The organism is Paenibacillus sp. RU5M, assembly GCF_900221055.1.
In the GTDB taxonomy this organism is placed as follows: domain Bacteria; phylum Bacillota; class Bacilli; order Paenibacillales; family Paenibacillaceae; genus Paenibacillus; species Paenibacillus marchantiae.
This window is the reverse complement of the sequence record NZ_OBQM01000010.1, coordinates 92,175-106,063: the sequence shown is the minus strand read 5'-3', so window position 1 is coordinate 106,063 and position 13,889 is coordinate 92,175. Positions and strand designations below refer to the sequence as shown.

Sequence of the window (13,889 nt, the reverse complement as noted above, 5' to 3'; positions counted from 1 at the left end):
AAGGTGTGTGATTCTCTTTTTCGTCTACACAGCCTTCACACTTATTCATTCGTAGACATCGTTGTATTAGATTTAATAAAATAATTGTAGACGTAGATATATATCTACAATACATATAAATTTTTATTCTTCGACTGATTTCATCATCAAAACCACATCTATTCCGTATAAAGTATCCACAGAATTCAATCTTCGATTGATATCCATTCTCCAGAGCCAACATTCGAACCGTAGTTAGTCATCTACGTAAGATCACTACATAAATGGTCGTAGAGATTTTTATTGAATAAATAATCATGTATGCATAGACCGTAGATAGAAATTAAACATTCATTCGTAGTTGTAGAATCAAACTGAGCTTAGTATCGGATTAAAATCTACAAAACTACATTACCTACATACATTTTACTCTTGAACGGATAGCGCTATAGTCCCCAACCCGCGATATAAATGATCGTAGTCTACATTTAATTTATATAATATAATTCATCCGTAGACTTTTCCTACGATGAAACACGAACCAATCCATCATGCTTTACAGTCAATTTTATGCCTTATTCCAGTGTGAACCCAGCGTAGATTTCCATCTACATGCGTTTTTACATAGTCTACGAGTGACTCGCGATTGGAATTTATCGTAGAGTATTATCTTTCGTAGAATCACAGCAATAAACTGGACGTGGACGTAGTCTTTGATATAAAATTGTAAACAACAGCTTACATATGCGGTCTGCATGCGCTATTAAGCCAGCTTGATAGGGTAGGAGGGGTTTCACTTGAAAGAATTACCAGGAAGAAGCGTAACTAACTCAGAGCACGAAACTAGCGACTCCAACAACATGGATGATGCTTTAAAACCAAACACTCTTGAGGCAGAACTTAAAACATATCTAGAAGAGTCCGACATCTTATATAAATATGTTAATCATGATTCATACCCAATAGTAACTGCTGATATACTTAAATTGGATCAGTCATCAAGATATGCCACAGCGGATGTAGCAGAAATATTGCAATCCTACGATTACTTGAAAACAACTACTGGAGAAAACCAGATAGATGATGCAAGATTACGTTGGTGGCTAAATGCAAAAAGGGAAGACAACTTAATTGACTATTTGAACATACAGAAAACAGGTAATTCATGGACCTGGGATGTATACGCAATTGTTAGAGCTAAAATCGTTAGTATTTTAAGATATTGTCATAAGTACTCTCAAAAGGACATTAAAGTGATGGCAACTGGTCTATCCATAAAGTCATCAGCTCGTATGGCCCCAGAAACCATTGTTTCAATGGTTAAATCTGGCGAGATCCACAATATTGAAAGCTTTGATGCACTTAAGAATACTATAATAGCGTATGTTGAATATAATGAGAAAAGATTCGAGACCGAAATAACAGAAAGCGTCGAATTCATAGGAACCGAATTCAGAAACCTTTCAGAAGAACACAATGAGTTAAAGGAAAGACAAGAACAATTGGATGAGAGCGCTAAAAAAACAAATGAAATTTTAGCACGAACCCTTGAAATGGATCTGAAGTTAAAAGAGCAGCAAGTGAAAAGAATTCTACGTTTAGAAGCAACAGAATCATGGAACAGTAGGGGAGTCTTTAAGAATCTTCTTTCATCCCAGTCGGATAAAGAAGCATATATACAAAAATACATTGAAGAAGGCATGAAAGAATTCGCATACACGAATCAAGAAAGTGCAACATCTAGGGAGATAATTGATTAGCAACAATAAAAAGCGACTCATCCATTGATGAGTCGCTTTTTTTAGTCTAAAAATTAAAAATCCAAGTCCTTTAGATCAGAAATATCAAAAAGTTTTGCAGTCTTGCTTTCATCATTGTTCTCATTTAGATCTTCAAAAGTCATGAGTCCCGAGTTAGTTTCAGTATTATTGTTCGAATCGATGGAGAAGAAGTCATTGTAATCACTTAATGATGCTGCAGATTGTTCTCTTGATAATCTTTGTTCTTCTTCAATCTTCATCCAATGATCCCGTTCTTCCTTTAATTCTTCGATCCGTAAAGGAGGATTCGCCACCACAGCAAGGCCATATAAGAGAATTTCATTTTGCAATCTCTCGTTACGCGCAATCGCGTGATTGACTCGTGTATCAAGAATCTCTGACGTGTCTTTATAAATATCATCTGCAATCTGAGGAGAAATTTTACGGTTACTTGGATGAATGACGGCAATAGCGCCGGTCAAAACATTTTCAAGTTTATAATTAGCCAGCACTTCGTTTCGCTTGTAGAGATTCTCAATCTCGGCCTTATAAATCACATCATCAGAGAGGGGGATTGAGCGTTTCGAGATCGATAGCCAACCTGGAGTAGACCAAGTAGATAGCAACTCAGTTTTATCATACACTGAGCGACCCTCAAGCAATGGAAGAGCAGATGTGTCAAACAGCGTGGATGCCACTACTAAGTTAGTATATGAACGTGCATCGACACCCGCCATACGATCTTCATTTTCGTAATAATCCTTCAGTTTCTCATTATCAATCACCAAGGCTGAGCCCATTTTCCCCTTAGACATCAGATCCTGGATTACATTGATCCCAGCTAAAGCATTGTCTCTAAAGGCAACACCACGTTCGTCTGATGAAGGGAGAGAGCATATAACACCAAGTGGTATCTTATCGCCCGGTAATTTCTTTCTCTGACGGACCATTGAAAGAATCTCCATGATAACTTTCAAAGCTCCGTTACCACTACCACCACCCAATGACACTGTAACCCATACGAAATCTGCTAATTGAACTGCCTCTTCAACAGCAACTTTTTTGTATAAATCAATATTTTCCTTCGCAATCTCAAATCCGAGACGTGCATTTTTATCTGTTCCCTCTAAGCCGACAAGTCGCTTAGATTTTGTTTCAATTCTTCTTTCGTCCGGAATCAAATTTTTATGTTCATTTAAATCTGATTTGGAAGAGTTGAATAAATATGTAGGGTGCCCGAACCTAGATAACTCAGCAGCCATTCTACCGCCACCCTGACCTAATCCAATTATAACTTGATTCGGGAGCCTTTCCATTTCAGCCTGTATGCTCTCGCTAAATACAAATGGAGAAAGCATTTTTCTCATAAATCCAAGATTATTTAAATCCATTTTGCTCATATCGAGTTCAACCCTTCCTTACTTCAATTTTTATTTAAGACAAATTTCAGTTCTATACGGTTGCATTTCTGCTGACAAAATGCTTTATCACAGCTGCAATTTCTGTTTCACTAGGAACTGATACAACATGTTCGAGTAATTCAGATTTAGAAGTGCTGAGGAAATGAGTAGGTTCTCCTCTAAAATCAGCAGCAAGCCTACAGCCACCAACACCTAGACCGATAACGAACTGTTTAGGAGAGCCAATATTAATGAGCTTCTCATTAATTTCCATCGTTTATTGGTCACTCCTTTTAAGCGCTTGTTTCTTCTGTTCATTTCTTTCATTGATGACGAGGTTTAAGAGTTGTCTACCTCTATCCGTTAGAAAGTAGGGATTCATAGTGCCATCTTTATTGCTCGCTATGAACCCCTGAGCATCTAAGATCAAGATCGCATGGTCTATATAGAACCTTTTGCTGCGGTAGTCTTCTAATCTTGTCTTCACAAATCCTCGATGATCTTTATTCTCTTTTACAATCTTCAAAAAGATTGCAATAGCGAAATCATCTAATTTGCTTCTTAAGAAAGATAGAGTACGTTCACTATAAAGAACGTCGTCGTAATTATCTTCCTTTTCCCCAGGTGATACACCTCTATATTCCAACTCTCAATCACCCCCACTTAACATTCCAATTTAGAGGATTATATTGTTAATTATAGAGTACATCGCGCCATTAAGTAAAGAAAAATATAGTCACACAATTGTGTGACTATATTTAGCGACATTAACAGATTGATATATAAAGTATATCAAAAAACATTGTTAAATCAGGCTTTTTGACACCCATGTTATGCATCACATTCAAGTGGCACAATTGTGTGACACAATTAAACGCATACAAGTGTTCGTTTATTGTGAAAAATCCTTTGATTTCTGCATTATTTCAAGGTTCTACAGTCTATTCTATGAAAATCTTCAGAGAGTATTCCTTAAATTCAATAATCATACCGAAGTTAAGCTAAGACTGTAATTAGTCTACGATCTACGATCAACGATATTTTAGATTCTTGTAAGAATTCTTTATAAGCACGCCTACTCAAGTGAAGATTGATACAAATTCCATTTCTAACAATTTTGTAATGAAACTAGTGACACATATTCATCGTAAACGCTTATATTACAACACTTCCAAATATTCCATATTAAATTAATTTAAGTATTTTCGCTGTTAAGTCCTAAAAGCACTTCGTATGTTAAGAGTAGGAAAGGAGGTGAGTAAACTTGTAATTACCACAGGCTATTCTAAGATAATTAGTTCATGTCTGAGACAAGGAACAAAACGAACCGATTGATGCCGAAACACCAATCGGTGACTAACTTACACATGTAGAAAATCAATGCTGATTTTTTTGATCTTTGATTAGAGTCATCAATTCTTTAAGAGTCTTGTCTAAAGTATCAAATTTTTCTTTGATGTTATCCATCAAATATTTCAGCAGCATAAACGTAATTACAATAGGAAACCCGAAATTTGGTACCAACTGGATTAAAGTTTCAATGTCCATTCCCTCCCCTCCTTCTTATAAATAAAGGTAAATGTGAGAGTCATTTTACAACTTTTAACTGGATGAATTATACATGATAAAGTAAAATAAAATAAGAACATTTGTTCTTGTTGGTTGTTAAATACTTCCGTTTTTTACCTTATATATAGAGGGGTGATCTAAATGGAAATGACAAAAGATATGTTTAGCTCTGAACTAAAGAAAATAGCATGGCGATTGCAATATCGTTGCAAAGTCTCTGCTAACAAGGAGTTTGGTATGGTATTTGATATCAACTCCATTGAATCATTTGAAAGTTCTTCTGTTTCTAAGTTTTTTGTTCAAGACATATTTAACCTTATCAATAACGAAGTAGGAAAGAAGATAATCCATGCCATATACCTAGATGGGAAATCTGAAAAGGAAGTTGCTCTTGAGCTGCAAATCTCACAACAGGCGGTGAACAAATGGAAAAAGAAGACGTTAAAAATGTTGTCAATGAAACTGAGTTCATAGGATTGGTTGAACTCGCTAGGGCGGGAGATCAAGATGCTTTCATGAAAATCGTTGATATTTTTGAAGATGAGATGGAGCAGCTTGCTAAGTACATTAAAATGCCAAAAGAGGATGTCATGCAATCACTTAAACTTGGACTCCTAGAATTAATCGTCAATCAACACCAGCATAAATTAAGATAAGGCAGGGGAGAGGAGGATAGAATTAACGTCGCTAAGCTGTACATCTTTGGTGTATAGCTTTTAACATTTTTACATAGTAACTGTTCAAAACTGTGGTATAAATCATTAGAGATAACATATGTAAATAATATTGAGCAGTGGTAAGGTAAAATTGAGGAGGGACCATACAAGTTTAAACCTTTGTTGCGAATCATCCGTACACGAGAGAGGGAAGTGATTCCATCATTTGTTACCAAGAGGGGAGTAGCAGGAGAGTTTAACTGTTTTCACTTATTTACTGGATCGTCATCCTGAGACGATGCTATTCAAAGGCTAAACACTATTACTGAGACTTGTGTCAAAATACCTCGTATGTCTTAACCCAGCGCGCATGATGTGTTTTGGACATCTTAGATCTCACGAACCCAATCATGCTAACGTAAGATTTCAGCCGTGTTCTCTTTACAGTAAACTACGATCGTCGGTAATAGTCGATGTTAATGATAATTAAGTATCATGAGCCAGGGTCTCTTCTAATTCCATTCCACATGATATTTTCAATATATAATACTTGCTGACTTTTTAGGTAGCAAGTATTTTTATTTATACTTTCTTATATTCTTCATCTAATACGAAGATTGATGCTTAGGAGTTAAAAAAGGCTTAAACTTTGTCAGAATAGTAGGATGTTTAATTCGAAATGCCCCGTAAAGCTTTCTGCAGTAACGCCATCTAAAAGCAAGTCATATAACATTATCTTCTTCACTCTGAAACATCGTTTCCTTTAAAGCTCCAAAGCTGCGTTGAAAAATAACTTTCAGTATCCCAAACTTAAGATGAAGAAGGGAGAGCTATTGCCCTCGGTATGAAAATAATACTGGCCAAATGTGCAGACTCTGTTCGAGTGGATTAAAAATCTGTTTCGTGTATCATAACAATTTCAATTTGGTTCTTTAAGTAAAAGAGTCTTAACATTAAGAGCCAAAGTTATATTAAGACATTATCATTAGTTTCTGGATTACCGGTTGTACCTTCTTACAATTATCATTCACTATATATGATACAAATATATATATCTAAGGTATTTAATGGTATATTATGTTACAATAGAGAAGGGGGGAAGTTGATGAAAAGCACAGGGATCGTCAGAAAATTGGACAATTTGGGACGAATCGTCCTTCCGAAAGAATTGAGAGACACAATGGAAATAGAAGAGAAAGATCCTATTGAGTTTTTAATAGACAACACTAGAGGAACGATTGTGTTAAGAAAGTATCAGGACCGCTTATGCATTTTTTGTGGTTCGCCGGACAATCTCTTTCTATATAGAGATAGGTTGATTTGCCAATCTTGTTCGGTATCATTCTCAAATGAAGGATCAAAGCAAACGAGTACTCATGCCTACATACTAAATCAGGATACTCAAACAGAAGTTAAACAAGTAAGAAGAAAAGCTAACTCTATGGAACGTTTACTAATTTTACTTAAAGAGAATCCCAAAGCTTCTCAGAAGGAGCTATCTAGACTGTTAGATCTATCACAGGGTAGGGTAAGTCAGTTATTGAAAGAAGTAAAATCAAAATCAATAGAAGCGTGAAGGTACTCTAACTAAGAATAAGATCCACTCGCGAATTTATAGCGAATGGATCTTTTTGTTTTTATAGATTCATCTTCATATCTGAAAAGACAAATCATTTAATTATTAGCCAATTTCAGTTAGAGCTGAGAGAAGCATAAATCCCGAATATTTTTGATCTAAAGTCTCAACACGAACCCATGTTACTCCGTTCTCTTAAATGACCAATTTTAACAATTCGCCTTGCTTAAGAGGAGTTTTCAAGTTATAGGCATTGAAAATATCAAATTTCGTGAAGTCAAAGCAGCCCTTTAAAGATCTTGAATGAATCTCTTCAATGGTTTTTAATTGTCCGCTGTCAGAGAAGAGAGTAAAACATAGCCCGCCTCAATACCATTTGGATTCACGAAAAATCCCCATGTTTCTCCGTTCACAACAACAGTGTATGAACCACCCTGTAATTTATCTCCCGGGTATAACGAGAGTACATGTGCACCAGTTCGTGATGGGGTAGCTCTCATATTAGCGGTTGTGTTAACTGTCCAATATTTTGTTACTGTGGCACGTGACACGTTAAAGTTCTGGGTATCAGGTGTACCACTATTATTCATATATTCCGAAGCGAATGCCCCTGTTACTGGAAGCGATATTGCAGCAACTAAAGTAACAGCTATCATCTTTTTAAACATGTTAACGTCTCCTTTTTTGACAAGATACAATATGTAAGATATTAGTATTCTCCTTTCTATTTACTATTCACCTTTTAAATGTCAACTAGTGAACGAACATAATATACCATATAATGTAACAAAAAGGTAATGTCAAAACTGTGACATGTTGTTAAACTTTTAACATATCAAAATCAAACAAAAAGAGCACATAATCTACGTAGGATTAGTGCTTTTTCTGTTTGTTTTAAACCAATTCTTCTCTAAATTGATGAACAAATTTGCACATACCAAATATTGCAATTGCAATGATGAACAGTACAAACATAGTTGGGATTGAGAAGGCTTTACCTCCACCCAGAGCTATTCCGATGTTATCCATTGAATCTCACCTCCTCTCCAGAAGCGGGACTTAAATCAGATACTATCGACTTCCACCCTTGATAAACTGAAGGTCGGGACAAAAACTCTATTAGTCGGCAACTAAATCCGCCATTAATGAGAATTAAAATTAAAAATCTATAAATGAAAGGCTGATCAGCTAACTTCGATATATGATGATGTACTTCAAGTATATTTAGGGTATCCCCAACCCCCGGAATGCTATAAATGTCTCCATACTGTTGTTCTATTACCAACCAATATTCCTTTAATAAAGCAATTAGTTCATAGCAATCCTTGTAGTCCTGAACATTCGATGTCATAATAGCGTTCACCCAAGCATTCTTTTTAATCCAATCGTTCACATGTTGAAGTAGTGATTCTTCATGGGGTTCATCTGATAGTGTATCCTTACTTTGAATGAATTCACGAAATACTCCTGGAGTAATCCTTCCATTCAGAAACTCCCTAAGTAATTTCCCTGTTTTAAACATTGTATGTGCAGTTTTTTGAAATTCTATGTTTTCCCTAGCTAAGAACTGTTTAGACGGTCTTCCAACGTTCCTAGGCAGCTTACCTGCATCCTCCGAACGAATCATATCCATAAATTCGCTCTGATCGTCAGTATACTCTGATCTATCCTCGATCCACTTTATCATCTTTGTCTGATACTCCATTAATCTGATTCGTAGCTTCTCCAGATCAACCGGGTAACCTCGCCAGAACAATACATAGATGTAATCCTGTTGACGTCTAATATTTTTGTTCATATTCAGTTCATTAATTAAGCAAATGGCATCTATGGTTCGCTCATCAAACAGCTTTACCACACCGGTACGGCTTGCATTTCCTTGGCTTGTTTTTATACCCGTAAGTAGTCCATATCCAACGTAGCGTTCAATCTTTTTATCAGTAAGTTCAATGCCACGTGATTTAGCTTGGGCTTTTAATTCCTCTTTCAACAATTGTCTCACCTCGTTTTTTTAAGCATAGTCTGTAAAAGTAATAAAAACAAAGGATTTGAATGGGGAAATAAGAGCTCGGATGATAAACAACCTATACTCTTCTGAAACATAAGTCATGTTAAGATAAAAGAAATAGTTAATGGGGGTAATCTGATGGGAGAATTGAATTGTAGAGAAGAGATTTTGTGGGCTACAAGAGAAATTGATTCAGCTAAAGGTAATAACTTGTTTACACCAAAGGAAGTAATAGATTATATGAAGAAAGCGAACACACTTTTCGTAGAATCCACCATCAGAACACACATTACTACTAGGTGCTGCTCTAACGCAACACATCATCACAAATCGTACTATGAAGACTATGAGCGGGTACAACCAGGTTACTATAAAGTACTCAATCTGTAATACAAGGCAGGGGATGGGGGAGGGATAGGGTAAGTGAATGTAATCCTATTGAGAATACAAAGAACTACTCCTGCACTTCGTAAAGGAAGGGAAGGTAGTCGAAGATTAACTGATTAAAATTCATGCTATACTGATATCTACATGGTGAAGTTAATTACCGCAGTAGGCATATGGTGAATATGAAAGAGGAACACTAGAAAAATAATAACCAAATAAGAATAAAAGGGGAGGGGAGTTATTTGGATGAAAAAAGATAATGGGCTTAATATAATGGTTTACACACTAAATAGTGGTGTTAAGGGTACGGTTGAGCTTTCAAAAGAGCAGTCTGAAGAGTGGATTAAATGTTATAACAACGAGACACGATTTATAACTTCCGTTGGAAAAGATATTTTCGGCTTAAATGCGTCTTTGGTAGCTGATTTTAAACTTGAACAAAACGAACAGCAAATTGAACTTTATACCCCTAATAGTTCTCAAACTGAAGAGAATTCTACAGAAACAGAATTAGATCATGAAACACGTAACATACTTGAAACGGACAATTCATTACCAATACCTAGGGTTACATTTAAAATCACTTGCAAATGTTCTGCTACATATCATGCACCTTATAGAAAAACTACTACATTCTCAAAATGTAAATATTGCGGTGAACGAGTCTTTGTTGATTACTCTGCAGGAATCATTGATACTCACTTTGGTAAAGGTTTATTCATGACAAACAAGAAGTTCGTTAATAGAGAATTCCCGCGTCCGGAGGGTTACGATGACTTAGTTGACACATATGTACCTAGAGACCAATTAAATAAGTTGAAATAATTCTGCATTATCATTAAAAGAAATAGGGGAGATAACGTATGACTTCAAATTCTTTTCCTCCTACTGTAAGCGTTGCTAGGTATCTTGAATATCTTAAAGAGCTTATCAAAAATGAACTTGGATTAGATGTAGAAATTAGTTTACGAATACACTCATGGCCTTCTACAAGCCGTCTAGCTCAACTGGTCATTTCAGATATGGTTGAAGGAACCAACAACTGGACCACAAAAAATGAAATTATTGACGACAAGGGTGCTTTTGGAAGTATGTCATTCACTAGCGCTAAAAAGGGTTCTAATAAATACCACTATTCAGAGATCATCATTTACAAATCAGAACGCCAAACTAAACATCGAATAGGAACTCTCCCACGATCAACAAAAAAATATAGCCCAATCGCAAATGCACTCTTAGAAATCCGGAAAATTGTCCGTTCCCTTTATGGTGTTGACCCACGAATTGAAGTGTATGCAAAAGTCCAGAAATCTCGATCTCTTTTTAGCACCGGTTTCAATGAAGGTATCACAAAAGAAACTGCTAAAGAGATACTATCCGCAATTTGTAAGGGTACCAATTGGAAATATGTCGAATCTACTTCAAACTTTACCGAAAGTTTTGAATTACATGGAACTAATATAGAAATTGGAATTTCTTTCGATTCCCAATAAACCATTTATCACATAAATCTATATATTATTAAGATATTTTAGAGTTTTTAAAATTAAGATGTAACAAAATTACATTCCATAGATTTCTTTAAATTCACACTCTTTTTTTGATATTATATTATTTAGTGACTGCTAGAGATTACTTTACTGGACAAATAAAAGGAATTAATCGTCACAGTGATAGAAGAATAAGAACTAATCAACAAAATGACGAAAAGAAAATATTAGGAGTGACAGCAATGAAACAATATAAAGGCAAAGGAAAACCCAACTACATCTTTTGTAACCATAATTATTCAAATGATATAGCAGAGAAAAGTTCATTTTTAGATGAGCTGATGAAGAGAACAACTGATTTGAAGAACCACCACGAGAAGCATTTAATGCTTCTTGGTTGGACAGGGAAAGGTGTAGGCATGAGACAACTAAAGTCATATGCAGAGCACTGGGAAAAGGAAATACCAGAGGAATATCAAGAGAGGAGTGGCGAATATTTTAGTGCCAGAGATGCTGGTAATATTCTAAAACATAGAAACTAGGACCAAAAAATATAAAGCAGGATTGGAATCACATGGAAGATACTAAACAAATGAATAAGATCCGTTTGACTGTAGCAGTAATTCTGTTTAATTGATGTAACTACACCTTAAGGAGAGAGCGCCATGGTGACAGTAGAAAATTTAGCATCATATTATCGCGAAGGAGTACCCTACAAAATATTGAGTAGAAAATTTGAGGCTGATCTACCCTTATTTAAATCACACGAAGAAGCGAGGACGTTCTTTAAGGGACTCTTCGGGGATCAATTTATGCTTCAGGGTTCGGAAGGAATTGGTGCGGATAAAATATACTTTTATACTATAATCCATAATAGATTGGCCTGGGAAAAAGGAATAACGGAATTGACTGAATCAGGATCTACAAGTGGTATAGAGTTCGCAATGTCGTCTCAAGATGTGCAATTGAACTCAGATGGAAGACTTCACATTGTCTACTAATTTCTTTCCTCCATAGCGCTGCAATGAAGAATGAGGGTACCGTTATTTCACGATTGATATAGTGGATTCTGGATTCTTCTGAACAATATACTTAACTTGAAACTGAACATACTGAATTCTCCTAAACGACCCGTGTACCTAATTTGACTGAACGTCAGGTACACGGGTCGTTTCACCTTCTGAAATGCTCTAGAATCAATTAAAATATTTTCACTTGAAACAGGATAGACGAGTCAATAAATCCCCCTCTAGAGCGTGGTAGGGCCGCTGCATCTGACCACGCCGCAATCTACGTAGATCTGGATATTTAAGCTTTCCTATGAGAAAAAGAAAAAACAGAAAAATAGTAAAGTTATGAGCGTTTCCCGTATTCAATACGGGAAACGCTCATTTAATCTTATCTGGAACTGTCTAGCTTATCAGGGGTATAATTCAAAGAGAGTAGATAGATATTGGAAAGAATAGGAGGCGAATCATGGGAAGAAATTTTCTGAAAATAAACAGTATAGAATATAGGATGGTAAGCGATCCAGATGAAACGGATCAAGAAATGATTGATAACGGCTATATAAAAGCTACAGATGCTCAGTTTGATAAAGCATTCAACTCATATCAAAATCTAATGAACAATGAGGTTACTTACAGCGATATTCTGAAAGAAATTGAGATACTAACATAAAGCACTTTCCCACGGCACGCTTTTGCTCATTTCGAACAGAACGATACCACGCAGCTCAATAGACTCACCGACGCAGTACACACTCACTACCCAGAACGGCGATGGCCGTTCTTTTTATTTATAGAAGGACATTTCCCTGTACTTAACTGAAACGCTCATGAGATGAAGCTCAGGCAACTGACATGCCGCTTCCCCCATTGAAGGGAGAGCAGCAAAGCTTCTCCTGCCTGGAGCGCCTTGAGCTAAAGGCACGATTTGACCAACACGCACTTGAAGTGACGGAGTTATTTATAACTTCATGACCTACTTGGTCCAAAACGAACATTAAATATGAGAAAGGCGCTCTTGGATTATTAGGAGCGCCTTTTTTCGATATCGTCATTAAACCAACAGGAATTTATTCTACCCAATGGAGGTTACAGGGGATTGATTGGTCAGCGTTATAATCCTTACAAAAAAACGTATGATGATAATGTCACACTTAAAAACCTCATTTTTGTTTCATTTTGTTTAGATGTAAAAACCTTGGAATCATCTTCTTCCTTCCTATACAAGATTGACCAGCCCGGATGAGAAAAGTAGAGACTTGAATACACCTGATTAATCCTTTATTAGTTCGACAGGGAATACGACAACAATCGTTATATATTTCAAGTTGAGTGCTTATCATATCTTATCTGAATCGTTAGACAACCTGTTTACGCTTTAAGATCTACTGAGTAATTCCAGGGCTGAGAATTACTACTGGCTGCTGAGCAGGAGAAAGGAGGGGTATATTGAAGAGATTCAAATCTATCGTCCACTATATGTGGACAGGCTTGGTGAGCGTGTGTCGTGAAATGCGAGAATTTTTAAGAACACGTGAGGGACGACAAGTGCTGATTCAAATCGTTATCGTTTGGGGCGCTGAAATTTATTAAGCACATCTTAACTTAAGTAATAAAAAAGCGTTCAGGTGGAGTTCTTCCTCTTGGGCGCTTATTGCTGTGACTGAAGTAAAGCTGATCTGGCACTTTAAAAGGGAGCTGATGCCCCAAATGCAATCGGGGTTATACTACCGGCTTTACAGCGGCAAGGAGGCCACTTAAGATCCGGTATGTTCCCGGCAGGACCTGGCCGTATCCACATAGAAAGATTTGCACCAAAAAAAATCTTAAAGCATATTTTTAAGATCCCGGATGAACTCCGGACTGAAGACTTCATTTTTTAGGGCAGATGCAAAAACAGATAAAAGATCAGACTCAGTGAGATCAAGAGGTCTTGCTTGAAAGTAATATTTTCCATTTTTATTCTTATACCATGCAAATCGAATCTCATGTCGAGCTTTACCCTTGACGAATATTTTTTGGATAGCAGCTCTGTCTATCTGATCCATAGTATTTTG

Annotated in this window: 17 protein-coding genes; 9 read left to right on the top strand and 8 right to left on the bottom strand. The window is 36.4% G+C overall.

Going from position 1 to position 13,889, the window contains the following annotated elements:
- Positions 1-776 precede the first annotated feature (776 nt).
- Positions 777-1,739, top strand: a complete 963-nt coding sequence (locus tag CRO25_RS25045; RefSeq protein ID WP_079696820.1) for a hypothetical protein — start codon at positions 777-779, stop codon at positions 1,737-1,739.
- A gap of 53 nt (positions 1,740-1,792) precedes the next feature.
- Here the strand turns inward: CRO25_RS25045 and CRO25_RS25040 are convergent, their stop codons facing one another.
- From CRO25_RS25040 to CRO25_RS33525, 4 genes are all read right to left on the bottom strand, one after another.
- Positions 1,793-3,139, bottom strand: coding sequence for a cell division protein FtsZ (locus CRO25_RS25040; protein ID WP_079696819.1), 1,347 nt, complete (start codon positions 3,137-3,139; stop codon positions 1,793-1,795).
- 52 nt (positions 3,140-3,191) lie between these two features.
- Entirely contained in the window at positions 3,192-3,413 is a 222-nt protein-coding gene (locus CRO25_RS25035; RefSeq protein WP_079696818.1) for a hypothetical protein, read from the bottom strand.
- 3 nt (positions 3,414-3,416) lie between these two features.
- Positions 3,417-3,785, bottom strand: a complete 369-nt coding sequence (locus CRO25_RS25030; protein WP_079696817.1) for a hypothetical protein — start codon at positions 3,783-3,785, stop codon at positions 3,417-3,419.
- A 731-nt stretch (positions 3,786-4,516) separates the two neighbouring features.
- Entirely contained in the window at positions 4,517-4,687 is a 171-nt protein-coding gene (locus CRO25_RS33525) for a hypothetical protein (protein WP_177031279.1), read from the bottom strand.
- A gap of 162 nt (positions 4,688-4,849) precedes the next feature.
- On the opposite strand from CRO25_RS33525, the gene CRO25_RS25025 reads away from it, so the two are divergent.
- From CRO25_RS25025 to CRO25_RS25015, 3 genes are all read left to right on the top strand, one after another.
- A complete protein-coding gene (locus CRO25_RS25025) occupies positions 4,850-5,182 on the top strand; it encodes a sigma-70 family RNA polymerase sigma factor (protein WP_079696816.1) in 333 nt (110 codons plus the stop codon).
- The gene (locus tag CRO25_RS25020; protein ID WP_079696815.1) at positions 5,134-5,364 is read left to right on the top strand and encodes a helix-turn-helix domain-containing protein; all 231 of its coding nucleotides are present in this window, start codon (positions 5,134-5,136) and stop codon (positions 5,362-5,364) included. The genes CRO25_RS25025 and CRO25_RS25020 overlap by 49 nt, the downstream gene beginning before the upstream one ends.
- A 1,105-nt stretch (positions 5,365-6,469) precedes the next feature.
- Positions 6,470-6,940 (top strand): AbrB/MazE/SpoVT family DNA-binding domain-containing protein, encoded by a 471-nt coding sequence (locus CRO25_RS25015; RefSeq protein WP_179132257.1) that lies wholly within the window; start codon positions 6,470-6,472, stop codon positions 6,938-6,940.
- A gap of 323 nt (positions 6,941-7,263) precedes the next feature.
- On the opposite strand, the gene CRO25_RS25010 is transcribed toward CRO25_RS25015, so the two are convergent.
- The 3 genes from CRO25_RS25010 to CRO25_RS25005 all read right to left on the bottom strand — a co-directional run bounded on the left by CRO25_RS25010 (position 7,264) and on the right by CRO25_RS25005 (position 8,930).
- Positions 7,264-7,608 carry a hypothetical protein gene (locus CRO25_RS25010; RefSeq protein WP_079696813.1) on the bottom strand — a complete coding sequence of 115 codons (345 nt, stop codon included), beginning with the start codon at positions 7,606-7,608 and terminating at the stop codon, positions 7,264-7,266.
- A gap of 226 nt (positions 7,609-7,834) precedes the next feature.
- On the bottom strand, positions 7,835-7,969 hold the full coding sequence (locus tag CRO25_RS34015; RefSeq protein WP_256863749.1) for a hypothetical protein: 135 nt from the start codon (positions 7,967-7,969) through the stop codon (positions 7,835-7,837).
- On the bottom strand, positions 7,962-8,930 hold the full coding sequence (locus CRO25_RS25005; protein WP_079696812.1) for a hypothetical protein: 969 nt from the start codon (positions 8,928-8,930) through the stop codon (positions 7,962-7,964). Before CRO25_RS25005 ends, CRO25_RS34015 begins: the two co-directional genes overlap by 8 nt.
- 651 nt (positions 8,931-9,581) lie before the next feature.
- Here CRO25_RS25005 and CRO25_RS24995 point away from each other — a divergent pair.
- The 5 genes from CRO25_RS24995 (at position 9,582) to CRO25_RS24975 (ending at position 12,505) form a co-directional block, all read left to right on the top strand.
- Positions 9,582-10,160, top strand: a complete 579-nt coding sequence (locus CRO25_RS24995) for a hypothetical protein (RefSeq protein WP_079696810.1) — start codon at positions 9,582-9,584, stop codon at positions 10,158-10,160.
- A 38-nt stretch (positions 10,161-10,198) separates the two neighbouring features.
- A complete protein-coding gene (locus CRO25_RS24990) occupies positions 10,199-10,828 on the top strand; it encodes a hypothetical protein (RefSeq protein WP_079696809.1) in 630 nt (209 codons plus the stop codon).
- Between the two features lie 125 nt (positions 10,829-10,953).
- Positions 10,954-11,367 (top strand): hypothetical protein, encoded by a 414-nt coding sequence (locus CRO25_RS24985; RefSeq protein ID WP_143813202.1) that lies wholly within the window; start codon positions 10,954-10,956, stop codon positions 11,365-11,367.
- A 123-nt stretch (positions 11,368-11,490) separates the two neighbouring features.
- Entirely contained in the window at positions 11,491-11,826 is a 336-nt protein-coding gene (locus CRO25_RS24980; protein ID WP_079696807.1) for a hypothetical protein, read from the top strand.
- A 475-nt stretch (positions 11,827-12,301) separates the two neighbouring features.
- Positions 12,302-12,505, top strand: coding sequence for a hypothetical protein (locus CRO25_RS24975; RefSeq protein ID WP_079696806.1), 204 nt, complete (start codon positions 12,302-12,304; stop codon positions 12,503-12,505).
- A 1,153-nt stretch (positions 12,506-13,658) separates the two neighbouring features.
- Here the strand turns inward: CRO25_RS24975 and CRO25_RS24970 are convergent.
- Positions 13,659-13,880 carry a hypothetical protein gene (locus CRO25_RS24970; protein ID WP_143806591.1) on the bottom strand — a complete coding sequence of 74 codons (222 nt, stop codon included), beginning with the start codon at positions 13,878-13,880 and terminating at the stop codon, positions 13,659-13,661.
- Positions 13,881-13,889: the final 9 nt, after the last annotated feature.